General features: G+C 44.2%; 21 protein-coding genes. 12 read left to right on the top strand and 9 right to left on the bottom strand.

Annotation, left to right across the window (positions count from 1 at the left end):
- The first annotated feature begins 97 nt into the window (after positions 1-97).
- The 3 genes from BLT07_RS21295 (at position 98) to BLT07_RS03360 (ending at position 4,610) form a co-directional block, all read left to right on the top strand.
- A complete protein-coding gene (locus tag BLT07_RS21295) occupies positions 98-3,466 on the top strand; it encodes a leucine--tRNA ligase (RefSeq protein ID WP_091865808.1) in 3,369 nt (1,122 codons plus the stop codon).
- An 18-nt stretch (positions 3,467-3,484) separates the two neighbouring features.
- Positions 3,485-3,739, top strand: a complete 255-nt coding sequence (locus tag BLT07_RS03355; protein ID WP_091865810.1) for a SemiSWEET family sugar transporter — start codon at positions 3,485-3,487, stop codon at positions 3,737-3,739.
- Between the two features lie 175 nt (positions 3,740-3,914).
- The gene (locus BLT07_RS03360) at positions 3,915-4,610 is read left to right on the top strand and encodes a zinc metallopeptidase (protein WP_091865812.1); all 696 of its coding nucleotides are present in this window, start codon (positions 3,915-3,917) and stop codon (positions 4,608-4,610) included.
- Between the two features lie 343 nt (positions 4,611-4,953).
- On the opposite strand, the gene BLT07_RS03365 is transcribed toward BLT07_RS03360, so the two are convergent.
- Both BLT07_RS03365 and BLT07_RS03370 read right to left on the bottom strand, forming a co-directional pair.
- Positions 4,954-5,424: an Lrp/AsnC ligand binding domain-containing protein gene (locus tag BLT07_RS03365; RefSeq protein WP_091865814.1), complete on the bottom strand. Its 471-nt coding sequence runs from the start codon at positions 5,422-5,424 to the stop codon at positions 4,954-4,956.
- A 139-nt stretch (positions 5,425-5,563) separates the two neighbouring features.
- Positions 5,564-6,937, bottom strand: a complete 1,374-nt coding sequence (locus BLT07_RS03370) for a saccharopine dehydrogenase family protein (RefSeq protein ID WP_091865816.1) — start codon at positions 6,935-6,937, stop codon at positions 5,564-5,566.
- An 89-nt stretch (positions 6,938-7,026) separates the two neighbouring features.
- Here BLT07_RS03370 and BLT07_RS03375 point away from each other — a divergent pair, with 89 nt between their 5' ends.
- Together BLT07_RS03375 and pckA are read left to right on the top strand one after the other, a co-directional pair.
- Positions 7,027-7,413, top strand: coding sequence for a DUF423 domain-containing protein (locus BLT07_RS03375; protein WP_091865818.1), 387 nt, complete (start codon positions 7,027-7,029; stop codon positions 7,411-7,413).
- 68 nt (positions 7,414-7,481) lie between these two features.
- Entirely contained in the window at positions 7,482-9,098 is a 1,617-nt protein-coding gene (gene pckA / locus BLT07_RS03380) for a phosphoenolpyruvate carboxykinase (ATP) (protein ID WP_091865820.1), read from the top strand.
- A gap of 7 nt (positions 9,099-9,105) precedes the next feature.
- Here the strand turns inward: pckA and BLT07_RS03385 are convergent, their stop codons facing one another.
- From BLT07_RS03385 to BLT07_RS03395, 3 genes are all read right to left on the bottom strand, one after another.
- Positions 9,106-9,852, bottom strand: coding sequence for a uroporphyrinogen-III synthase (locus BLT07_RS03385; protein WP_091865822.1), 747 nt, complete (start codon positions 9,850-9,852; stop codon positions 9,106-9,108).
- Positions 9,853-9,966: 114 nt separating this feature from the next.
- On the bottom strand, positions 9,967-10,623 hold the full coding sequence (locus BLT07_RS03390) for a DUF4271 domain-containing protein (protein WP_091865824.1): 657 nt from the start codon (positions 10,621-10,623) through the stop codon (positions 9,967-9,969).
- Between the two features lie 3 nt (positions 10,624-10,626).
- Entirely contained in the window at positions 10,627-12,294 is a 1,668-nt protein-coding gene (locus BLT07_RS03395; protein ID WP_091865826.1) for an ArnT family glycosyltransferase, read from the bottom strand.
- A gap of 260 nt (positions 12,295-12,554) precedes the next feature.
- On the opposite strand from BLT07_RS03395, the gene BLT07_RS03400 reads away from it, so the two are divergent.
- Genes BLT07_RS03400 through BLT07_RS03410 form a run of 3 tightly spaced genes read left to right on the top strand, consistent with a single transcriptional unit; the run spans position 12,555 to position 15,126 of the window.
- Positions 12,555-13,283 carry a polyprenol monophosphomannose synthase gene (locus BLT07_RS03400; protein ID WP_091865828.1) on the top strand — a complete coding sequence of 243 codons (729 nt, stop codon included), beginning with the start codon at positions 12,555-12,557 and terminating at the stop codon, positions 13,281-13,283.
- A 39-nt stretch (positions 13,284-13,322) separates the two neighbouring features.
- Positions 13,323-14,657: a dihydroorotase gene (locus BLT07_RS03405; protein WP_091865829.1), complete on the top strand. Its 1,335-nt coding sequence runs from the start codon at positions 13,323-13,325 to the stop codon at positions 14,655-14,657.
- 46 nt (positions 14,658-14,703) lie between these two features.
- Positions 14,704-15,126 (top strand): DUF4296 domain-containing protein, encoded by a 423-nt coding sequence (locus BLT07_RS03410; protein ID WP_139205095.1) that lies wholly within the window; start codon positions 14,704-14,706, stop codon positions 15,124-15,126.
- Here BLT07_RS03410 and BLT07_RS03415 read toward each other — a convergent pair.
- Entirely contained in the window at positions 15,107-16,114 is a 1,008-nt protein-coding gene (locus BLT07_RS03415) for an NAD-dependent epimerase/dehydratase family protein (RefSeq protein WP_091865833.1), read from the bottom strand. The genes BLT07_RS03410 and BLT07_RS03415 overlap by 20 nt on opposite strands.
- 300 nt (positions 16,115-16,414) lie before the next feature.
- Here BLT07_RS03415 and tyrS point away from each other — a divergent pair, with 300 nt between their 5' ends.
- The 4 genes from tyrS (at position 16,415) to BLT07_RS03435 (ending at position 19,326) form a co-directional block, all read left to right on the top strand.
- Complete coding sequence (gene tyrS, locus BLT07_RS03420; RefSeq protein WP_091865835.1) at positions 16,415-17,731, top strand: tyrosine--tRNA ligase; 1,317 nt, start codon at positions 16,415-16,417, stop codon at positions 17,729-17,731.
- A 49-nt stretch (positions 17,732-17,780) separates the two neighbouring features.
- Positions 17,781-18,170 carry a hypothetical protein gene (locus BLT07_RS03425; protein WP_091865836.1) on the top strand — a complete coding sequence of 130 codons (390 nt, stop codon included), beginning with the start codon at positions 17,781-17,783 and terminating at the stop codon, positions 18,168-18,170.
- A gap of 178 nt (positions 18,171-18,348) precedes the next feature.
- On the top strand, positions 18,349-18,714 hold the full coding sequence (locus BLT07_RS03430; RefSeq protein ID WP_091865838.1) for a hypothetical protein: 366 nt from the start codon (positions 18,349-18,351) through the stop codon (positions 18,712-18,714).
- 84 nt (positions 18,715-18,798) lie between these two features.
- Positions 18,799-19,326 carry a hypothetical protein gene (locus BLT07_RS03435; RefSeq protein ID WP_091865840.1) on the top strand — a complete coding sequence of 176 codons (528 nt, stop codon included), beginning with the start codon at positions 18,799-18,801 and terminating at the stop codon, positions 19,324-19,326.
- A 17-nt stretch (positions 19,327-19,343) separates the two neighbouring features.
- On the opposite strand, the gene BLT07_RS03440 is transcribed toward BLT07_RS03435, so the two are convergent.
- The 3 genes from BLT07_RS03440 to BLT07_RS03450 form a co-directional block, all read right to left on the bottom strand.
- Positions 19,344-19,994: a hypothetical protein gene (locus BLT07_RS03440; protein ID WP_091865842.1), complete on the bottom strand. Its 651-nt coding sequence runs from the start codon at positions 19,992-19,994 to the stop codon at positions 19,344-19,346.
- Between the two features lie 247 nt (positions 19,995-20,241).
- Positions 20,242-21,141 (bottom strand): metallophosphoesterase family protein, encoded by a 900-nt coding sequence (locus BLT07_RS03445; protein WP_091865844.1) that lies wholly within the window; start codon positions 21,139-21,141, stop codon positions 20,242-20,244.
- A gap of 300 nt (positions 21,142-21,441) precedes the next feature.
- Positions 21,442-22,812 carry a vanadium-dependent haloperoxidase gene (locus BLT07_RS03450; protein WP_091865846.1) on the bottom strand — a complete coding sequence of 457 codons (1,371 nt, stop codon included), beginning with the start codon at positions 22,810-22,812 and terminating at the stop codon, positions 21,442-21,444.
- Positions 22,813-23,011: the final 199 nt, after the last annotated feature.

Here is a 23,011-nt window from a genome sequence, read left to right on the forward strand (position 1 = left end):
CAGGGGTATTGTTTTAGTGATATTCTGGATTATTGAATAGAACGATGGCATTTAGACAGGGAACCTGACAAGTTTAAAGCGGAAAAACACAATATACATGCACTACGATTTCGGGAAGATAGAGAAAAAGTGGCAGAATATTTGGGCGAAGAGGGGCACTTTCAAGGCCGAAAATAATTCCGAAAGGAAAAAATTCTATGTTTTGGATATGTTCCCTTATCCGTCGGGAGCCGGACTTCACGTAGGCCATCCTTTAGGATATATTGCGAGTGATATCTACGCCCGCTACAAAAGGCACAAGGGTTATAATGTGTTGCATCCCATGGGATATGATTCCTTCGGATTGCCTGCAGAGCAGTACGCCATTCAGACCGGGCAGCATCCCGCCATCACTACCGAAGAAAATATCAAGACCTATCGCCGGCAATTGGATCAATTGGGATTTTCGTTCGATTGGAGCCGTGAGATCCGTACGTCAGATCCCAAGTATTACAAATGGACACAATGGGTGTTCATTCAACTTTTCAATTCGTGGTACAATTCGGATTCGGATAAGGCCGAACCCATCGAAGACTTGGTCTCCATTTTTGAAAGGGATGGAAATACCAATGTAAATGCGGTGTGCGATGACGATATCCCCAACTTTTCTGCGGATGAATGGAATGCCTCTTCATCCAATAAAAAACAGGAAACACTCCTTAAGTACCGCCTCACCTATCTCGCGGACGCCGATGTCAATTGGTGTCCGGCATTGGGAACCGTACTGGCCAACGACGAAATCGTCAACGGGGTTTCCGAACGTGGTGGCCATCCGGTCGTACGCAAAAAAATGAGGCAATGGATGATGCGTATCACCGCCTACACCCAGCGTCTTTTGGACGGTCTCGATAAAATCGATTGGCCGCAGCCCTTGAAAGATTCGCAGGCAAATTGGATAGGGAGAAGCGAAGGGGCAACCGTAAAGTTTAGGGTACGGAGTTCTGAAAACGGCGTTGTTTCCGACAACATTGATGACGACGAAATTACCAAAGATGCTGAAACTATCAAAGATGCTGAAACTGCAGCACATAACCCAGCACTTTTTATCGATGTCTTTACGACCAGGCCCGACACCATCTTCGGAGTTTCTTTTATGACTTTGGCCCCCGAGCACGAACTCGTGTCCAAAATCACCACTTCCGATCAAAAAGCAGCGGTCGAGGCCTACGTCGAGGCAACCGCCAAACGATCCGAACGAGATCGTATGGCGGATGTCAAGACGATTACGGGAGCCTTTACAGGTGCCTATGCCGAACATCCGTTTACGAAAGAACCCATTCCGATTTGGATCGGGGACTATGTCTTGGCCGGTTACGGCACCGGAGCGGTCATGTCCGTGCCCTGCGGGGATCAGCGGGATTACGATTTTGCGAAGCACTTCGGTATCAACATCCCTAATATTTTTGAGGGCATCGATATTTCCGAGGAAGCCTTTGCGGACAAGGAGAAGACCATTATCACAAATTCCGATTTTTTAAACGGATTGCCCTATAAAAAAGCAGTCAAAAAATCCATTGCCGAACTCGAAACCTTGGGACAAGGCGAAGGAAAGATTAACTACCGGCTGCGGGATGCCGTTTTTAGCCGTCAGCGGTACTGGGGTGAGCCTTTCCCGGTATATTATGTGGACGGTATGCCTCAGATGATTGCGGACGAACACCTGCCCATCATGCTTCCGGAAGTCGAAAAGTACCTCCCCACCGAAACCGGCGAGCCGCCCTTGGGCAACGCCACCGATTGGGCTTGGGACACGAATACGAATCAGGTGGTTTCGAATGAAAATGTCGCTCCGAGCGCTCGCCTGCAGGTGAGCGAGAGGGCCAACTCGAATTTCACGCCGAGTAGTTCTGCTGAGCGCAGTGGAAGTACCGATAAGGGCCAATCAAATAACAATTTCGCCCCGAGCGCAGTCGAGGAGCAATCGAACGACAATGGCGTCTACCCGTTAGAGCTAAACACTATGCCGGGCTGGGCAGGAAGTTCCCAGTATTTCAACCGCTACATGGACCCGCACAATGATGATGAAATCTTCTCGCAAGAAGCCATCGACTACTGGCAAGATGTGGATCTGTATATCGGAGGCAGCGAACACGCCACCGGCCATTTGCTGTACAGTCGTTTTTGGCAGAAGTTTATGTTCGATAGGGGGTTGGTGCCTGTTGATGAGTATGCCAAAAAGCTAATTAATCAGGGAATGATTACGGGGACTAGTGCTTTTGTGCATCGTTGGGATTATACGATTGGTGAGAATAAGAAAGCAGAGAAAAAAAATGTATTTATAAGTCAAAAGTTTGTAAAAAAAATGTTGTCTAAATCATTGTTTCTTGAGGATGTTCTTGAGAACTACGAGATATTAAGGAAATCGATATTTGATTTTCATGAAAAGGATAAAAACGAGATGGGATTTATTAAAGTCACCGATTCTCCAAGTTCCATTTCTAAAATACATTCGGATGTATCGTTGGTGAATTCTTCGGATGAATTAGATATCCAAGCCTTCATAAAGTGGCAACCAGATTCTGAAAATTCCATGTTCATTTTAGAGAATGGCGAAATCTATGATGTAAAAACCTCCCCTGAAGGAAGCTCAGGAGGAGCCTTTATAGTGAACCGCGAAGTAGAAAAAATGTCTAAATCCAAATACAACGTTGTCAATCCAGAAAATATCGTGAAAGAATACGGGGCCGACAGCCTGCGTATGTACGAAATGTTCCTCGGCCCGATGGAGCAATCCAAACCTTGGAACACGGCGGGGATTACAGGCGTTCACGGCTTCCTAAAAAAACTATGGAAGCTTTACCACTCCGGCCCTAACGGTGAGTTTACGGTAGCCGATTTAGAAAGGCCGGCTATTTCCCAGACAACGGGCACCGAAGCGTCGGGCGGGGGCGACTCTTTCGCCAAGACTTCCGACAATCAACCACAATCAAAAGACGAAGGTCTCAGGGAGGCTGACAAGCCGGCTCCCGAAAGCCTAAAAACCCTTCACAAAACCATAAAAAAGGTAGAAGACGATATCCAAAATTTTAGTTTCAACACTTCCGTCTCCACTTTTATGATCTGTGTGAACGAACTGACATCCCAAAAATGTACCAGCCGCGAAATTTTAGAGCCTTTGGCCATTTTGATGTCCCCCTACGCCCCACATATCGCCGAAGAGCTCTGGGAAAAACTGGGCCATACCGAATCGATTGCGACCGCATCCTTCCCGAAATTTGAGGAAAAATATATAGTGGAGAGCAGCAAGGAGTACCCCATATCCTTCAATGGCAAAACCCGCTTTACGATGGAGCTATCGTTGGATTTGGACAGGAAGCAAATCGAAGAAGTCGTAATGGCGCATAAAAAGACCCAGCAGCAATTAGACGGCCGTACGCCCAAAAAAGTAATTGTGGTGCCCGGAAAAATTGTAAATATCGTAGGGTAACTTCGTTTAAATACAGTCATGGACTATATAGAAATTCTAGGTCTTGTCGCGGCCACCCTGACAACGGCTGCCTTTTTGCCCCAAGTGTTTAAGACCTGGCAACAGAAATCGACCAAAGATATCTCCCTGACCATGTACCTTGTAATGTTTGTGGGGGTGGTGCTATGGTGTATGTATGGTATTCTAATAGAGAGTTTTCCTGTAACGTTGGCGAATGCCCTTACGGCTCTCTTGCTATTTACCATGCTGTTACTGAAATTAAAATACAAATAGGCCGGGGCTTTTTGAAACAGAAGGTAATTTTGTCATACTAAATGGAGACCTATTGATATGGCGAGGTTTTTGATATCTTAGAGAAAGGGAATTTCGCCGCCTCTATCTCGAATCATCGCTTTAAAGGACGGAAGTTTTTTGGATTTAAAATTATAAAAGCAAAACAAGAGAAATTATGATAGGATATTATATTCTGATCGGCGCCATCGCCTTGGTCAGCTGGCTGGTGAGCAGAAAGTTAAAAAGTAAGTTCAAGCATTATTCCACTGTTCATCTGCAAAACGGCATGAGCGGTGCCGAGATTGCCGAAAAAATGCTGTCGGACAATGGCATCCGCGACGTAAAAGTGGTTTCTACGGCCGGTAGGTTGACGGACCATTATAATCCGAAAACCAAAACGGTAAACTTGAGCGAAGGGGTTTACAGCCAACGCAATGCCGCCGCCGCTGCGGTCGCTGCCCACGAATGTGGCCACGCGGTTCAACATGCCCAGGCTTATGAATGGTTGACTTTGCGTTCTAAATTGGTGCCGGTGGTCAGTGTGACCTCAAGCATGTCAATGTGGGTGGTTTTCGGTGGACTTATGCTAGGGGCAGCAGCCGGAGTAGGTTTCGGATACTGGGTCGCCGTTGCGGGTCTGATTATGATGGGAATGGCCACTTTGTTCAGTTTTATTACGCTTCCGGTAGAGTACGACGCCAGCCATCGTGCCTTGGCATGGTTAAAATCAAAAAATGTAGTTACTCCACAAGAATATAAGGGTTCCGAAGATGCTCTGAAATGGGCTGCCCGCACCTATTTGGTAGCCGCAATCGGTTCTTTGGCCACTTTGGTCTATTGGGGGCTACAGGTTTTCGGGGGAAGGGATTAAGTGATGATTTGATTTGCAGAACGCATTCGGACTGACCTGCAAGGTGTTGCCGACCATAGAAGGCCTTCCTTCATATCGGCCAAAATAGTAATACCTCGTGGAAAGGCCTAACAGGCAAAGTTTTGCAGTTTAGGGTTTGTTCATAAATAAGACGTACGAATTATAGGCAGTTATTTTGTTTGTCAACAAGGCGAAAAACGCGGGCATAAAATTACGGCGAGTATTTTCAAAGCAGTTGGCGAGTAAAGAACCAGTAGAAATATATGGGTTATTTATGAACAGAGCCTTAGTCTGAATAGTATTAAAGACCCCAAAGGTTATCAATACCTTCGGGGTCTTTGCATTAAATGGTAATCTGCCGATCGATCTGCTGATCTAAAGAAATAAACGTTTCCGTACGTGAAACCCCTTCGATTTGTTGAATATCCTTGTTCAGCACGTGCATCAGGTGTTCATTATCCCTGCAGAGCACTTTGATTAAAATTGACCAGTTCCCGGTGGTATAATGGCATTCCAACACTTCGGGAATCTTTTCCAACTGCTTGACGGCGGCAGGGTTGCTCATGGCCTTGTCCAGATAAATGCCGATATAGGCCATGGTGGTGTAACCCATAACTTTGGGGTCGATGACGAACTTTGATCCGGCCAATAGTCCCGATGCTTCTAGTTTTCGTAATCTTTGATGAATGGCCGCTCCTGAGATACCAATATTTCTAGCAATTTCTAGAATGGGTTTCCGGGCATCGGCCATTAAGAACCTTAGTATTTTCTTGTCTATGCCGTCAATTTTTACCTTTTCGTTATTGGATTTCATGGTTCAGGTTTCGGTTTAATAGTAAAAGTAGAAAAATTACCTGAAAGTTGACAGTATTGAGGTTCCTTCCCCAAAGCACAGGAAGGAATAAAAAGGGATACTATCCTTTAAGAACCGGGTTTTAAAAAGGCTCTATGCTTTAACTCGCCACCGAATCCGGATTATAGCCCAAATAGGGCACCTCATATTCCCTAAAGAGAATGCCATAATTTTTAAGTTCGGAAAGTATGGGTTTATAAACTTCCCTTTTAATGGGAATCTGCACGCCGGGCGTTACGATTTTCTTGTTCAATATCGCCAAAGTAGCCATAGCCACGGGAAGGCCTACCGTTTTTGACATGGCTGTATGAACCCTGTCATCGCCAATGACCACCATATTGGCGTCTATTTGTTTTTTTTGTCCGTTCAGTTCATAGCCGAATTTGTGGTACATCACGATCATATCCTTTTCGTTGTCGGCCAGCGTCCAGCTATCTTCCAGGATTTTCTGCAAAACTTGTGCTGGAGTGGCATGTGATAGCGAAATGGTCTTTTGAGCATCAAAAAGGTTCAGTTCCAACAGCTTTTCCCACATAATATCATCTTGATCGATCTTTAGGTAGTAGCGCAATTTTAGCTCGACGGAATCGGTAGGTGAGTACGGGAGAAACAGGTTGACGAATTCGCGGTACGACATGCCCTTTGAATTTTCAATAGTGTAACTATCGTCGGTCATACCCAATTGTACGAACATGTTCCAAGCTTTTGAAAAGCCTACCCTTCGCATGGTTCCACGGTATAATGTCAAGACATCCTGTAGGCCGTAGGCTTCCCGATAGTTCAGCGAGTCGCGGTTCGCATAGCCTTCGAACCTTCCATAACCCTCAATATCGAAAAATTCGGTACGGCGGAAGAGTTTGTGATAGGGAATGTATTTGTAGGTGCCCTCCTGAATGAATTTGGCTGCCCCGCCTTGTCCCGCTACGACAACATTTCTGGGGTTCCAAGTAAATTTGTAGTTCCATAGGTTATTGTCGTTGTCGGGCGCCACCAATCCGCCTGTAAAGGATTCAAAAAGCAGCATTTTGCCGTCTTTTTCTCGGATACGGTCTATAATCTGCATGGCGCTCATATGGTCGATGCCGGGATCGAGCCCGATTTCGTTCATAAAGACGAGGCCTTTTTCTTTGGCTTTTTTATCTAAGGTCTTTAGCTCTTCACTGATATACGAAGCCGTAACCAGATGTTTTCCATACACGATACAGTCCTGTGCGACCTTAAAGTGCAGAGATGCGGGAAGCATAGAAACAACAATGTCACTCTGCTGAATTGCATTTTTTCTCTCTATATCCTTAAAAATATCCAAGGAGAGTATGGAGCAATTTGGATGGTTGCTAATAGCATCGGGAATAGCGTCGGGGTTGAGATCTCCGATGGTCAAATGCAGGTCTTCGATTGTGGACTTCTGCAAAAAATAATCCAAAAGGTACGAAGTAGATTTTCCTGCGCCGATAACGAGAATTTTACGTGGCATTTGATTTCGTAATTTTGCTGCTCTAACGAGTGGTGTGATACACGAAGGTATCGATTGTTATATTTATAAAAAAGAAGCGGAACTAAGTTATGAACAAAACAATATTTCTGGTAGGAATCCTTTTCGGGATCCTCGCCGTACTATTGGGTGCCTTTGGTGCCCACGGATTAGAAAATCTGGTCGATGCAGATGCGATTCAAACTTGGGAGACCGGGGTAACCTACCAAATGTACCACGCGCTGCTCCTGTTGGTTCTAGCCAACGTGAACGTCATACCCGAAAGCCATAAAAAATGGATATTCTACTGCATTCTAGCGGGGATCATCCTCTTTTCTTTTTCGATTTATTTCCTGGCCACCAATACGCTTACCTCCTTTGATTTTAAGACCATCGGTTTTGTCACTCCTATCGGCGGACTTTTTCTAATACTCGCGTGGGCGCTTCTAGGATTTAGGTATTGGAAGTGCTTTAAATAAATTATCCTTAAAAAAAGGCTATCAAAAATTTATTTATGATAATTTAGCGGATATAAAACGCTTCGTAAATGAATAATTCGAAAAAAAATTCGGAATCGGTTTCCTTGATTTCCTATGGGATAACACATTCAAATATCCATTATCAATTATCTCCATCACAATTGCATGCCATTACCTTGGAAAAGAAAATGGGGAAGGAAGCATCTTCGGGAGCCTTGGCCGTCAATACGGGCGAGTTCACTGGCCGCTCCCCCAAGGATCGTTTTATCGTAAAGGATGCCATTACGACCGATAACGTCTGGTGGGGTGATATCAACATCCCCTTTGAACCTTCAAACTTCGATGTCCTTCACGAAAAGGTCATCGCCTATCTGAACGACAAGGAGCTCTATGTACGCGATTGCTATGCGTGTGCCGACCATAATTACCGGATGGATATCAGGGTCATCAACGAATACCCGTGGTCGAACCTTTTCGCCTATAATATGTTCATTCGCCCCACGCATGAGGAGCTGAAACACTTCGATCCGGAATGGACGGTCATCAATGCACCGGGATTTAGGGCAAATCCTGAAGTAGACGGTACCAGACAACACAATTTTGCCATCTTAAATTTTACCCGGAAAATAGTGTTGATCGGTGGCACGGGCTATACGGGTGAAATAAAAAAGGGCATATTTTCGGCGTTGAACTTTATCCTGCCCTTCCAAAAAACCACATTGCCTATGCACTGTTCGGCCAATGTGGGCGCAACTGGGGAAACCGCGATATTTTTCGGACTTTCAGGCACCGGAAAAACAACCTTATCCACCGATCGATCCAGAAAATTGATCGGTGATGACGAGCACGGCTGGAACAACGAAAATGCCGTTTTTAATTTTGAGGGCGGTTGCTACGCCAAAGTCATAAATTTATCCTCAGAAAGCGAACCGGAAATATTCCATGCCATCAAAAAAGGGGCCTTGCTCGAAAATGTAGTTTTGGACGAAAACGGTACCGTCGATTATACAGATACGTCCATCACGCAGAACACGCGGGTGAGTTACCCGATCTATCATATTGAAAACGTACAACGGCCATCCCTAGGGAAAAACCCGAAGAACATCTTCTTTCTGACGGCTGACGCGTTTGGGGTGCTGCCCCCGATATCGAAGTTGACGCCCAGTCAAGCGGCGTATCATTTTATTTCTGGCTATACCGCCAAAGTAGCGGGAACGGAAGCGGGGGTCATAGCCCCTATCCCATCATTTTCGGCCTGTTTCGGGGCACCTTTTATGCCTTTGCATCCTGCGAAATATGCGGAAATGCTGAGCCAAAAAATGAAAAATGCGGAAGTGAACGTGTGGCTGGTGAATACAGGGTGGACGGGCGGCCCGTACGGCGTTGGTACAAGAATGAAACTTAAATACACCCGCGCCATGATCAATGCGGTACTGAACGGTGATTTGGGCCTTTACGATTACGACCACTATCACATTCATTCCGTTTTCGGTGTAGCCCAGCCCAGGGAATGCCCCGGAGTACCTACAAGTGTGCTAAGCCCCAGAACCACTTGGAACGATGATGAGGCCTATTACACCGCGGCCTTTAAGTTGACCAACGCGTTTCGGGAAAATTTTAAAAAGTTCGAGGCTTTTGCCAGTGAGGAGATACGGCGCGGTGGTCCGCAGCGGTATGCGTTCTAAAAATAATTTACCGCTTGTTCGCTTCGTTAATGTACTTCTGAAGAGCCATGGTCATTGATGGCGTTTCGGGAGTGGGCGCCTTGATATCGATACGTAATCCCGCATCGGTTGCTGCGTCTATCGTAGAATTTCCGAAAACGGCGATTCGAGTATCCTTCTGATCAAAATCGGGAAAGTTCTGTAAAAGGGATTCAATGCCCGACGGACTAAAAAATACAAGCACATCGTAATATACGTTGCGAAGGTCTGAAAGGTCACTGATTACGGTTTTATAAAAGGTCCCTTTTTTCCATTCGATATCCAATCCGTTTAAAATTTCTGGAATTTCATCCTGTAAAGCATCCGAAGAAGGTAACAAGAACTTTTCACCTTTGTATTTTTTAAATAGGGGCACCAATTCCTGGAAATTACGCTTTCCAACGTAAATCTTTCGTTTTCGGTAAACCACGTATTTTTGGAGATAATAGGCCACGGCTTCCGATTGGCAGAAATATTTCATACTGTCCGGTACCTTAAAGCGCATTTCTTCGGCAATCCTGAAAAAATGATCGACGGCGTTTCTGCTGGTCAGTATGATGGCGGTGTAATTGCGCAGATCCACCTTCTGTTGGCGAACGTCTTTGGCATCCACTCCCTCAACATGAATAAATGGCCTGAAATCGACTTTCACCTTTTCCTTGTCAATCAACTTGGAGTACGGCGAATTTTCAATCTTAGGTTCCGGTTGTGATACCAAAATTGTTCTAACTTTCATCTGAGAATGTTTGCTTGTTAGTTGCTGTTCCCGATACGTATGGTATCGGAATTGTTCAATTTTTTGAAATCTCCATTTTTCTAGGCGTGCGAAGATATTTTTACATCATATACTTTAGTTTTTGAGGTAACTGCCAATAATAATGAACGGTGAAATTTCAAGTGCGCAAAGGTACAAAATAAAATAGAAGAAGTAGTTGGTTATAAACTTTTGGTGATTCCTTAATAGGGTAATCCAGCCAATTACATTAATCAAGAGAATTAGGAATATTGCTACGAAAACTACAATTTGGGAATCTCGTGCCACATAGGCCAACAACAGATTTGCCAAAAACATGACAAGACCTGTGTAGTTGAGATACGAGAGTTTTTTGAAAATTAGCTCACTAATGGCCTTATTAGAGCCAAATATAAAGCCGTTGGCCAGTTGCAGCACCACCTTTATCAAAATGAAGCCTAAAATGCATCCTAGAATAATGGGATACATGAACGGATATCCATTTTCAGCGGTATCGAAGAAAATCTTTCCCGCAAAAAAAACAAAAAGTGAAAAGTTGATAAGCTGAAAGAAGGTGAAGAAGATATGGAACCAATTGATTAATTTTTCCTTTTTATTGTACATAAAAATGTACTTGTTGTTAAAGGGCAGAATGATAAAGTTCAAGAAACGGCTATAGAAAAAGCTTTTGGCAAGTACCAGAAGTAGGATACTCGACAGTAATATGATAGTAATCCAATCTGCGGTATCCGCTGTTCTAAGAATAGGTTCCATGAGTTAGTATAGAAGTTCGGTGTTTTTGCCATTGAGCCCGAAGGGTAGTCCGTTATCGGAAATGGATACCCTAAAATAGGCCGGTTCGACCATCTTAGGCTCCGGTAACTTAAACGTAAAATTGATCGTATCATTGGGTGGCAACGAAAGAATTTTGTCATCGACTGGTTTTGGATAAATCAATATGGCATTTTCGACCTTTTTGAAATCCGTCAGGTAGGCCACATTGAACCGTAATTTTTTAAGGGCGACCGGTCGATCATATGGGTTATATATCTTAAGAATCTGTTCCTTGTCCGTTTCCAAAGGCATGGGCCCATCGACTATGGTCTCCAGTTTCCGAAAAGATTCAAAGTCCTCAATGAATTCCCCATAAAAGGTACCCCCGTTACTTTTGGTAAACGAGATATCGGATTTTTTTGGATTTCCCGAAAAATAGAGCACTTTTTGATGCTGTAACTTTAATTCGGAATCATCGATGGAATATTGGTTACGGCGATAATAGGCATTGTTCAGCGAATAGGTGTCGTTTCCCGTATAAAAGGCGAACATGGGCGCATTGCGGTACGAATTTATAAAAATAAGGGGCGTATCGCCAACCTCCGCTTTTATCTGTTCCGCCACGGCCTTGTTGCCATGGGTCTCGTAGTAAATAGGGGAAAGTTCTTCATTGACCAATCCGACCCGGAGGTAGAGAATGATTGCGATGTTTACCAGTCCTATCCGGAAGACCCATTGATTGACCTTTTCGTTTTGCATCATATACCGAAAGGTGATTATGGCCAGGGGAATGGCGATAACAATAATCCACTGTGTCTGTACACGACGGTTAAAACTTGAAATAAAGAAGAAGATGAGCACCCCGTAAACAAGATAGAGCAGGGCTTTTGTGAAGGTGTCCGAGGAACGGGTCTTAAACAAGGAAAGATAGATCAAAGGAAAAGTGAGTCCGAAAATAGCCACTAGGTTCACAAAATAGCCCAAAGTATATTTTTGAAAGTCGTAGGCGGCGTTTGGCCGATCGAAAAGATGATAGCTTATCGTGACAAAATCGTGCTGATAGAGCCAAATAAAATGGGGTATATAGCAAAATAGGGCAACGAAAACGGAGAGCCATGCATATTTGTTCGCCAAGAGTTTTAAATTGGAGAGCAGTACGAACACGATGACTAATGCCGCATGGTACTTGCTATACATCAGACAGGCCATGGCAAGCCCCATGATAATGGCCCATCGTAACGACGAATCGAACAGAAAACGCTTGTAAGTGTAAAGAAATAGAGCGGTAAAGAAGAGTAGGGGGGTATCGGGCAAGGTAAAAAAGCCGTAGGCGTTCAGGAGGGCCATAGAGAACACGAGCACAAAAAAGGGAACGACATAATTGCGTTTTTTCGGATTGTCGATGCTTATCCAGATGACGACGAACGTACCTACGGAAAAAATACAGCTAACGAATCGAACCCCCAATTCCCCATCAAAAAGGAAGCTCCCCAACTTAATCATAAAGGCCACCATGGGCGGATGATCAAAATAACCCCAGGCCATGTTTTGAGCATAATACCAGTAATAGGCCTCATCAAAAATAAGGGGGGTGCAATACGATTGAAGCATATTGATCAGGAACACCGCGCCTAATAATAACAGGAAAATTCGGGGCAGTTTCGTTTTCATTTCAGGTCGGTGTGTGACAATCTATCTCTAACAACGCGCAAAATTACGAATTCTGATATTCATACTCCTGCCATTTAGGAATTCGGGTTTTAGTCTCTTTCTTTTTCACTTTGACGGCGTTAAAATGCAAAACCGTAGTATGGCTTTGCATAGCACGAGTATAAAAGTTTCACAATTCATAGCTTGCCGTTTTCTTAGCGGTAGTAAAACCTTATTTTTGTCAGAAGACTTTTTCTTAGTCTCCTAAAGCAATGCATTCGATGTCCGACAGCCTGGTCATTATTCCCACGTATAATGAGATCGAGAATATCGAGGCCATTATAGGGGCAGTTTTTGCGTTGAACAAGGATTTTCACGTACTTGTCGTTGACGACAACTCCCCTGACGGCACTTCGGCGAAGGTGCTGGAGATGCAAAAAGAGTATTCAGATACATTGTTCTTGGAAACCCGGATGGAAAAATCCGGCTTGGGCACGGCCTATATTCACGGTTTCAAATGGGCCATCGCCAAAAAATACGACTATATTTTCGAGATGGATGCTGATTTTTCACACAATCCCGAAGATTTGAAAAGATTATATCGAGCCTGTGTCAACGGTGCCGATGTCTCGGTCGGGTCACGGTATAAGAAAGGGGTCAATGTAGTGAACTGGCCGCTATACCGGGTACTTTTGTCTTACGGGGCTTCGTTCTACGTAAAGATAATTACGGGTATGCGCGTACACGACCCGACCGCTGGGTTTGTTTGTTATCAACGGTATGTGCTTGAGAACATCGATCTTGATTCCGTGCGTTTTGTGGGATATGCGTTTCAAATCGAAATGAAGTTCAGGGCGTATCTTAAAAATTATGATATCAAAGAGGTATCCATTATCTTCCGAGATCGGGTAAAAGGGAAATCCAAAATGAACGGCTCGATTGTTCGGGAGGCTATTTTTGGTGTATTTATGATGAAAATAAGGAGTCTGTTTAAAAGGGATGGATTTTGAGACGGTTTGAGATTCACTAAATTTTTATAGCAGGTGTTTATGGGAAAGATCGTTTTAAAGAATGCCAAGATTGTCAACGAGAACAACGTCTTCGATAGTGACGTACTGCTAGAGGATGATTTCATTATCAGAATAGATTCCGATATCTCGGATGCCAACGCCAAAGTCATCGATTTAGGGGGAAAGCATCTCTTGCCCGGGATTATCGACGATCAGGTGCACTTTCGGGAACCGGGACTTACGCATAAAGGCGATATCGCGTCCGAAAGTCGGGCGGCCGTTGCCGGAGGCATTACCAGCTATATGGAACAGCCCAATACCAATCCGCAAACGACCACCATACAGAAACTAGAGGAGAAATTCCAATTAGGCGCCAAGAGTTCGTTTGCCAATTACTCCTTTCCCTTTGGAGGCACCAACGATAATTTGGAGGAATTAAAGCGATTGGACAAAAATGCCTGTTCCGGGGTAAAATTGTTCTTGGGCTCTTCGACCGGCAATATGCTGGTTGATGATGAGGCGGTCATCGAACGGATTTTTCAAAATACCGAAATGGTGATATCGGCACACTGCGAAGATGAAAATACCATCAAGCGCAATCTGGCCAAATACAAGAAGGAATTCGGAGACGATATCCCTATAAAATATCATCCCAAGATACGGAGTGCCGAGGCCTGCTATCTATCCTCCTCAAAAGCGATCGAACTGGCGAAAAAGACCGGGGCGCGCTTGCATGTTTTCCATCTTTCCACAGGAAAAGAAACGGAGCTTTTCCGAAATGACATCCCTTTAAAGGATAAAAAAATTACCGCCGAGGTCTGCATCCATCACCTTTGGTTTTCCGATATTGATTACGAAACTAAAGGCGCTTTGATCAAGTGGAACCCCGCTGTAAAAACCGCGGAAGATCGCGACCAACTTTGGCAAGCCCTACTAGACGACCGATTGGATGTCATCGCCACCGATCATGCCCCGCATACGATCGAGGAAAAGGACAACGTCTACACCAAGGCACCCTCCGGAGGTCCATTAGTTCAACATGCCCTACCTGCGATTTTGGAAAAATATCACGAAGAAAAAATAACCCTAGAAAAAATTGTGGAGAAAATGTGCCATAACCCTTCCATCCTCTTCCAAGTCGAAAAACGCGGATATATAAGGGAAGGCTATTTTGCCGATTTGACGGCCGTTGATCTGAATTCCCCATGGCACGTAGCCAAAGAAAACATCGTCTATAAATGCGGATGGTCTCCATTTGAGGGCAATACCTTTCGGTCGAAAATTACCCATACCTTTGTCAACGGGCATTTAGCCTATGAAAATGGGAAATTTTCCACCGAACGGCATGCGAAACGGTTGACTTTTGATAGGTGAAAAAAGGGAAGATACCTGTCAAAATGCCACCCCAAAGTTTGATTACATGAAAAAGTTATATGCGTCCATTCTGATTATCTCCCTGCTTTCCTGCAACGATAACCTCCTGAAGAAGCCCGATAACCTTATCCCCGAGGATAAGATGGTCGAAGTGCTTACGGATCTCGCCATTGTCAATGCCGCCAAAATCACGAACGTAGCCCTATTACAGGAGCACGATATCGAACCTATGGCCTATATTTTCGAAAAACACGGAATCGATAGCCTTCAGTTTGTCGAGAGTGACCGCTATTACGCTTCTTTACCAATAGCGTATGAAAAAATCTATAAAAAGGTGGAATCGAAACTCGAAGAGCAGACCAAGGTTCTTGAAGAGGAAAAAAAGGTTACTGATAGCCTGCGAATAAGTGAACTTGAAAACAAGGATGGCAAAACCAATTTGGATAAAGTCAAAGATTCTCTTCCCTAAATTTCTCACAGCAGAATCGAATTTCATTCCTCAAGGAACGGAATTCAAAATCTAACTCAGCTTTGATTTTCCGGTTGTCAAAAATCTGTCGGTTTTTTAGGGATCGGATATGGCTTTTTGTGATGCTTCTACCGCTCTTGAGAAACAGATTCCTTAGGCTATCGAGCCATCGTCCGATTTCCAGTTGCCAAAATTTTAGTTCATTTGTTGGCGATTTTATCCCCAATTCCTGTGTTATTTCACCGAGTATCTTTTGATAGGTCCAATTTTCGGTGACCGCGATATAGCGTTCGTTTTTGACGGGCGATTGCATCAAGTCGATCATCATGGCTACCACGTCAAGCACCGAAATGAATCCTGTTCCACCTGGTGGATAATACCCATATGTTTTGAGGGCGGTCGTAAAAAGCGCTCCACTACCGCTGTCCCAAAATCCCGGGCCTACGATTACCCCGGGATTGACCATGACTACGGGCAGCCCTTCCTGAGATCCGCGCCAGACCTCCATTTCGGCGGCGTGTTTGGTGAGTCCGTATACATTGGCTTCTTGGGGCGTCCACGGAGTTTCTTCGTTCGTAGTACTGCCATCGATACTCCTGCCGATTGCCCCAATGGTGCTGGAATAACACAATTTTTTTACGTTGTTGGCGATACAGAGGTTTACGATGTTCGCCGTGCCCTCGGTATTTATTTTTTGCAGTTTTTTGAGGTCTTCGGGATTGAAAGAGATCAGGGCTGCGGCATGGTACACATGGGTGATATTTTTGAAAGCGATTTCGAGAGCTGGAATATCATTGATATCGGCTAGGACCCATGCTATAGCATCAAAAAGTTCTTTGGCATCCTTTCTATAGTAACCAAAGACTTTTTCTACCCTTTTAAGGTCGCTTCCCTTTCTGTGGATGGCCCTCACCGAATGACCCGCTTCCACTAATTTTAGCAAAAGATGAGCCCCTAACAAACCTGTACCGCCGGTTACCAATATCATGTTTCAAAGTTAGGGAATAGGAAAATAGTAAGTACGGGGTTAGAGGTAAGAAGTGCAAAATGAACGCGTTCAAACTTTTTGTCCGGAACCGAAAAACTCGGGTTTTGTGCCCTTATAATGCCATTTTTTGTAAGTATAGTAGAGCTTTGGTTGTTAAAAGTGACGAAATGAGGGTGCAAAATGTGTTTTTTTGTAGGCAAAAAAGCTTAAATGAATTCAATATCAAAGTCTATTCTCTCTAATCTCGTCTCTCTGTTCTTTTTTCGGATATTTGCACCCTAATTTAAGAACTTAAGCCAAATGCCTTCAAACTTTGTAGAAGAACTGACATGGAGGGGTATGCTGCACGACGTCATGCCCGGAACCGAAGAACATCTGTTGGAAGAAATGCGGTCGGCATATGTAGGTATCGACCCGACCGCAGATTCATTACATATCGGCCACTTGGTCGGTGTGATGATGCTACGCCATTTTCAATTGGCTGGGCATAAACCCTACGCCCTTATCGGTGGCGCTACGGGTATGATCGGCGATCCTTCCGGCAAGTCCGCGGAACGTAATCTTTTGGATGAACCCACACTACGCCACAATCAACAGGCGTTAAAGGAACAATTGTCGCGTTTTCTGGATTTTGACAGTACCACCGCCAAGGGTTCCGGCAATGCTGCCAACAACGCCGTTCTGGTCAATAATTACGATTGGATGAAGGACTTTTCGTTCTTGGATTTCATCCGAGACGTGGGCAAGCATATCACCGTCAACTATATGATGGCAAAGGATTCCGTCAAGAAGCGGCTTACCTCTGAAGCCAAAGAAGGGATGTCGTTCACCGAGTTCACCTATCAAATGGTGCAGGGCTATGATTTTCTACACCTGTACAGAAACCATAATTGTACCTTGCAAATGGGCGGTAGCGATCAATGGGGAAACATAACGACGGGTACTGAAATGATCCGCCGAATCGCTAACGGAAAAGGCTACGCCCTGACCTGCCCCTTGATCACCAAGGCCGACGGCACGAAGTTCGGAAAGACCGAAGGCGGCAATATCTGGTTGGATGCCGAACGGACATCCCCCTACCGATTTTATCAATACTGGCTGAATGTTTCCGATGCCGATGCTGAGAAATATATCAAGATATTTACGTTTCTCACCAAGGAAGAAATCGACAAATTGACCGACGAACACCAAGAAGTGCCCCACCTACGCATCCTGCAAAAAAGACTGGCCGAAGAAATCACGGTCATGGTGCATTCCCAAGATGATTTGAACAATGCCTTGAAAGCCAGTAACATCCTTTTTGGAAAATCCACATCTGCAGACCTCAAAAAACTGGATGAAAAGACGTTTCTCGATGTCTTTGACGGAGTGCCGCAGGCTGAAATATCGAGATCCGAACTTGAAAACGGACTTGATATGATCGGTGCCCTGGCCGATAAGACCGGTTTTTTAGCATCCAACAGCGAGGCACGAAGGGAGCTGAAACAGAATTCTATCTCGGTCAACAAAGAAAAAGTCACCGCGGATTACGTGATAACCAGCGCTGACCTGATCAATGATAAATTTGTGCTGCTGCAGCGGGGAAAGAAGAATTATTTTGTTTTAATAGTCCTTTAGTACGCAACCTTTTTCATTTTCCTCATCTAATAAGGAAAACGAATATATTATGAAAAGTCTGGTTGTTTTGTATATGATTTTTGGTGTTTTAGTTTCCTGTTCAAATGATGACGGTGAAACGAACGTAACTCTGGATGGTAAATGGGTGCTTATCGATGCTATATGTTTCGCATGTGGAGTCGGACCTGATTTCGATTACAGCGAACACACGCTAACTTTTGATTCGAAGGAAAATCGCGTAACCGCTGAAAATACTGATGACCTAACATTTTTTAGGAGTTCCGGATCTCATGATTTTTCCTTGAGCAAAAACCAGATTACCTTTGATGACAAGAGTTCCTATATCTTTGAAATAAAAGAATCTACCCTTAAATTGATATTTATTGATAATCCCGATTTAATTGATGACGAAACAGTATTGACCTATGCTAAAAACTGAAAACTGAAAAATGGATAACCTGAAAGAAGCGATTCGTGCAATGGTAGAAGTCGACAATTGTTAAGGTAATACGGCTGCCGACGGTTATGAGATAATTTTGGAATGGGATAACGAACAATGAAAAATTGAACAGATGATTTATCTATGGGTTTCTTAAACAGTGGTACAATAAAATTCTATGGGGAAATATATTTTTATAGGAGTAATAGCAGGGCTAATTATGTCTTGCGAGCGGACAGAATGTTGTGTCAATCCCAACCTTGAACTGCAGGGGCGGTTTACCCATGAGCTTCCAAATTGCGATAACGGTGATAACCCAGAAATCAATTGCATCGAGTGGTTGGAGTTTATAAATGAGAATGAAGTCGATATTTCATATGGTGGAATCGATGTAGTTCGCAGGTTTGATTACGTCATTAAGGATAGTAACGTCCTCTATTTGGAAGGGCCTCCCACATCAAGTTTTAAGGGGCGATTCAAAATAATGGACTTGAAAACGCTCGTACGGTTAGATGCCGAAGATATTTGGAAGAAAGCAGAGTAAGGGATTTCTTTTCCCTTATAGCTTCAAAATATATCAGGTTTAAAAGCGTTAGTGAACTACATCATAACTCCAAAACCTTCACTAATGCGTAATATTTTCCTGTTTTTAACCCTCCTTTTTACCATAAGCAGCTGTGACAAAGTCGATGAGCTTACCAAGTTCGATTTAGAATACAATAGCAAGGTTGTCGTTCCCGGGGCGACAGGTATCAATTTGCCTTTTAATATGTTAACGCCCGACATGGAGACGAACTCCGAGTCCCAGTTCGAGGTAAACGATACTAGAAAAGACCTGATTGAAGAAATTAGACTGACCAAACTGCAAATGGTCATAACCGCTCCAACCAATGCGGACTTCAGTTTCCTTAAAACCATCGAAGTCTTTATCTCGGCTGAAGGACTTGATGAAATCAAGATTGCCGAAAAGGATGTTGATGAAAATGCGGGAAGTACCTTGGATGTCGATGTTTTGGATATCGATTTGAAGGAATACATTAAAAAAGACGAATTCAATCTACGCTTGAACACGGTAACGGACGAAGTTATCAACGAAGATCATGAAATCGACGTAAACTCAACCTTTTTTGTTGATGCGAAAATATTCGGGATATAGTACTTGTGGTTAAGATGTCATTCATCACCTAACTCCGTAATCTTCTTTTCATATAATTTCTTGCTTTCTACGACAGCGACGTTCAACTCTTGCATGATACCGTCGACACGGCCCTCGATGCCTTTCATCTGGTCGTTGATATTATCGAATGAGTTTAGTGCAGCCGCTACTTCAAGAGCTTTGACGACCTCAACGGCATCGCCGTGTAATAGCCTTAATTTATCGATGGCCTTCGAGGTGTTGGCCAAAATGCCATTGTATTTAGAGCGAGCCTTTTCGATGGCATTTGATAAGGTTTTTTTGGCTGTCTTATCACTCAGGCTATTGGTCTGGGTCTCCATGGCCGTGAAAAGGTTGGCGGCTTTTTCTTTGAGATCTTTATATTCGTCGTTGAGGTTTTCGACACGCCTGTTTACTTTTTCCCAATCGCCGTAGACCTTGGCGAATTCTTTATCCTCGTTCTTGGTTTCCTCGAGCGCGCTTTTGAGGGCATTGAGAGATTCTAGACCTTTATTAACGTTTTTATTGGCGTTCTCTTTCTTGTTTTCGAATGCGCTGACCTGTGATTTGAACTTATCTTTTAGGCGAATGAGGTCTTCGGGACTCTTGTCCTTCCAACAGGAGATGAATAAAAGGGAGATTAAGGAGATGCAGAAAACTTTTTTCATTTGGAATCTTTTTTGAAGGCAAAAGTAATGAATTTTTGCGCTGAACGCGGAACGGCAGCGACATTAGAATAAAGCGTGTCGATTGCAATATATGCTGAGCGGCCGTCTTAACGAAAATAGCTGGCGGCCGAAATGTTCGGCGTAGCAAATGTGGAATTTGACACTTGAATGCGATTTATGTTGAGCGCCTGAAAGGAACGAATAGGCAGCCAAAGTGCTCGGCACGCCAAATGGTAGGATCTAAATTTCAATTTGCCTTCCGATAGTCTATCAATTTCTGCGGGCCTTCCAACAAAACGCGGACTACCCTCAGCGTGCCGTCTTCTGTGGTGGCAATTTGCCACTTGATCAACGAGATTTTTCCTTCTTCGATTTCTATACCGGTTATGCTTCGGGGATGCACGCAACTTCCATCGTTAAAAAAAGGAATATCGCCGGGTTCGGGAAAACGAGGACGGTGCGTATGGCCGGTGACCGTAATCTGTTCGTCGTTTTGTAGTATCCATTTCTTGATTCGTCTCTCTATTTTAATCAATTCCGTGTAGTTCTTGGCGGGGCTCGTAGGATCGTGTATGCCCCAAACTTGAAGAGGTTTCCAGAGTATCTGCACCAAAAAACGGCTCCAGCGCCAAAAGGTATAGTTCCACCAATCACCTTGATGGCCATGGGTCAGAAAGATCTCTTGTTGTGTTTGTTCGTGTTTTAGTACGACGGCCTCGTTGTAGGTAATCCCCTCGAAAAGCTCTTTAGATTCGCCGTCGATAGGTTCAAAATAACTGCTAAGATGTGCCTTTACATAGTCAGGATCTTTGTAAACCATATCATGGTTGCCCCAGATCATATGTAACCGCTTTTCGAGGTGGAATTTGCGAAGCAGCCCATAGACATTTTTGTGCGCCTCGAAGATGGATTCAAAATGGATGTTCTCCCAAAGCTCGTCGCCATCACCTATTTCGCAGTATTGAAATTCGTTTTTATAATAAAAGGTCAGGGCGTGGTGATAGATATTGCGGTTGTTGGCAAAATCGTCTGCAAAACTGTTGTCACCTCTGTGGCAGTCACTGAAAAGGATGAATTTCGAGTTATCGTCAAAGGATATCCTTTTGGCATTCTTAAAGGCACGTGATAATCGGGAGTTCGAAGACATTTTTTGAAAAAGGTTTTCAGGAGTGCTAAGGTACTGAAAGTTCAAACATCTGTCATACCTCCTACGGCGGTGCGTTTTTCTTTAAAGGTGCGGATTTTTTAACGGCAATGGGGGCGCTTTTTAATAGTGAAGACGGGTTGCGATTTTCATTTGAACTCGGGTTTGGGTTTTGATTTGACCTACACGTATCGCTCGTGCCTCGCTCAAACCTTGCCGGTCAATTTCATACTGCAATCGGATTAAACATCTCCAAGTTTACTACTTTAATTTATCGGGGTGGAGCTTGCGGCGCCTGATTTGTTACAGCGTATTTTTTTTGTTGTTGGCGGCTACGGAGCGGTCGGTCTCCATCTTTAAATTATCGACTACAAATTTCCCCAGTTTACGACCCTGAGTTAAGCCTACCTCTATGGCCATACGATAGTGAATGCCCCCGTACATTCTACTGATGGCCGCTTCCGCTGAAGCATCATTAAATGATTTGTAGCTGCGTACAGGCAGGCCAAAAGCGGTCTCGGTATCGTCATCAAAAGCAAAATTGTCGCCGAAAATGCTGGTAAGTGCAATAGCGGCCGCCCCGGAGACTACTGAATGTCCACTGGTATATTCGGGGAAGGGCGGGGTCTGCAGCACCGGCTTCCAATTATCGTCCCAGTGCTGGTTGATAAGGGTTTCGGGCCGGATCAGGTTACTGCGATATTTTTCCGCCCAACAGCTGATAAAGCCATCGGCGATGGCCATAGAAGTCTTCGTATAGGCGTATACCGTTCTATCGAAGTCGCTTTTGCTCTTTCTTGAGGCGATTTTGGTAATTCCGATCCAATGGCCGCCTGGGGTAATTTTTTTGGTGGCAAACATCAAATGGCCGCGGGTTACTGAAACGTAGGGGTTACAGTCCCAAAATTTGGCAATTTGTATGCCTTCGGATTCGTCTCCTTTTTCGGTAATTTCATTGCCTACATCATAAACTTCTTTCAGCTCTTTATAAAAATCGGAGCCTTCTTCCAGTGAAAATTCGGCCGGGGGCGCTGGTTTGAACTGCTGGGCGGAGTCGATCACAAAGGTTCGGATTTTGTCCCAATGAGGTTCCAGTCCATCCATATAGGCCGGTGGAGTCGGCTGCCAGCGTGCGGCATTATCAGCGTCTACCGTAAATTTCGGCATGGTACGAGTTTGCGGATAATTGTCTTTATTCATCCATTCGCCGATATGGTCCGCCACTTTGAGACCAAAGTCCCTAGAGTCTTTGAACATTTCCGGGTTTTTGGATTCCCAGTCCGCATACAAGCTGTCGCGATAGATTTCCATTGTTTCTTCGGAGAAAATCAAACGTTTGCTAAGTTCCATATGCGCCACAAGTGCCGCCATTTCGTAATTAAAGGGTTTAGAAAGGTCGGGCTTGGGAATGGCGGTCAAGCCATGTACTTGACCCACTAAAGATTGGTATTCGTCGTTGTTCTGGGCCACAATTTCATAAGCGGCAATATTGGGATAGGCGTATATTCGACTGGCCACCGGCGGCGAAAAAATATCGTGGATCATGATTTCAGTGACCTTATCGATAGAACCGTGCAATTCTTCTGGGGAAATCGTAATCGGCTCGGTTTTCTGTTCTTTGCTACAAGAGGCCAATGCAGCCGTAATGGCGATTAAAATAAATAACTTTTTCATCGGTACTCTATTTTTCTGTTTGCGCCGTCGTGCCTCTATTTTTGATCGGGATAATGATTTTAAGGGCTACTTAGCTATCAGTTGGCTAACGGATTTAGGTTGTGTATTGCGCCTGCTTATTAAGAAAATGCAGGGTGCAAGTTACAATTTATTTAGGCATTTTCAATAGATTCTCCGCTCGTTTTGGCGTGTTAACATA

This window comes from Pricia antarctica (genome assembly GCF_900101815.1).
GTDB lineage: Bacteria > Bacteroidota > Bacteroidia > Flavobacteriales > Flavobacteriaceae > Pricia > Pricia antarctica.

Excerpts from the sequence above, each read along its gene's own strand:
- BLT07_RS21295 (WP_091865808.1), top strand. The coding sequence starts at position 98 with ATGCACTACGATTTCGGGAAGATAGAGAAAAAGTGGCAGAATATTTGG.
- BLT07_RS03355 (WP_091865810.1), top strand. The coding sequence starts at position 3,485 with ATGGACTATATAGAAATTCTAGGTCTTGTCGCGGCCACCCTGACAACG.
- BLT07_RS03360 (WP_091865812.1), top strand. The coding sequence starts at position 3,915 with ATGATAGGATATTATATTCTGATCGGCGCCATCGCCTTGGTCAGCTGG.
- BLT07_RS03365 (WP_091865814.1), bottom strand. The coding sequence starts at position 5,424 with ATGAAATCCAATAACGAAAAGGTAAAAATTGACGGCATAGACAAGAAA.
- BLT07_RS03370 (WP_091865816.1), bottom strand. The coding sequence starts at position 6,937 with ATGCCACGTAAAATTCTCGTTATCGGCGCAGGAAAATCTACTTCGTAC.
- BLT07_RS03375 (WP_091865818.1), top strand. The coding sequence starts at position 7,027 with ATGAACAAAACAATATTTCTGGTAGGAATCCTTTTCGGGATCCTCGCC.
- pckA (WP_091865820.1), top strand. The coding sequence starts at position 7,482 with ATGAATAATTCGAAAAAAAATTCGGAATCGGTTTCCTTGATTTCCTAT.
- BLT07_RS03385 (WP_091865822.1), bottom strand. The coding sequence starts at position 9,852 with ATGAAAGTTAGAACAATTTTGGTATCACAACCGGAACCTAAGATTGAA.
- BLT07_RS03390 (WP_091865824.1), bottom strand. The coding sequence starts at position 10,623 with ATGGAACCTATTCTTAGAACAGCGGATACCGCAGATTGGATTACTATC.
- BLT07_RS03395 (WP_091865826.1), bottom strand. The coding sequence starts at position 12,294 with ATGAAAACGAAACTGCCCCGAATTTTCCTGTTATTATTAGGCGCGGTG.
- BLT07_RS03400 (WP_091865828.1), top strand. The coding sequence starts at position 12,555 with ATGTCCGACAGCCTGGTCATTATTCCCACGTATAATGAGATCGAGAAT.
- BLT07_RS03405 (WP_091865829.1), top strand. The coding sequence starts at position 13,323 with ATGGGAAAGATCGTTTTAAAGAATGCCAAGATTGTCAACGAGAACAAC.
- BLT07_RS03410 (WP_139205095.1), top strand. The coding sequence starts at position 14,704 with ATGAAAAAGTTATATGCGTCCATTCTGATTATCTCCCTGCTTTCCTGC.
- BLT07_RS03415 (WP_091865833.1), bottom strand. The coding sequence starts at position 16,114 with ATGATATTGGTAACCGGCGGTACAGGTTTGTTAGGGGCTCATCTTTTG.
- tyrS (WP_091865835.1), top strand. The coding sequence starts at position 16,415 with ATGCCTTCAAACTTTGTAGAAGAACTGACATGGAGGGGTATGCTGCAC.
- BLT07_RS03425 (WP_091865836.1), top strand. The coding sequence starts at position 17,781 with ATGAAAAGTCTGGTTGTTTTGTATATGATTTTTGGTGTTTTAGTTTCC.
- BLT07_RS03430 (WP_091865838.1), top strand. The coding sequence starts at position 18,349 with ATGGGGAAATATATTTTTATAGGAGTAATAGCAGGGCTAATTATGTCT.
- BLT07_RS03435 (WP_091865840.1), top strand. The coding sequence starts at position 18,799 with ATGCGTAATATTTTCCTGTTTTTAACCCTCCTTTTTACCATAAGCAGC.
- BLT07_RS03440 (WP_091865842.1), bottom strand. The coding sequence starts at position 19,994 with ATGAAAAAAGTTTTCTGCATCTCCTTAATCTCCCTTTTATTCATCTCC.
- BLT07_RS03445 (WP_091865844.1), bottom strand. The coding sequence starts at position 21,141 with ATGTCTTCGAACTCCCGATTATCACGTGCCTTTAAGAATGCCAAAAGG.
- BLT07_RS03450 (WP_091865846.1), bottom strand. The coding sequence starts at position 22,812 with ATGAAAAAGTTATTTATTTTAATCGCCATTACGGCTGCATTGGCCTCT.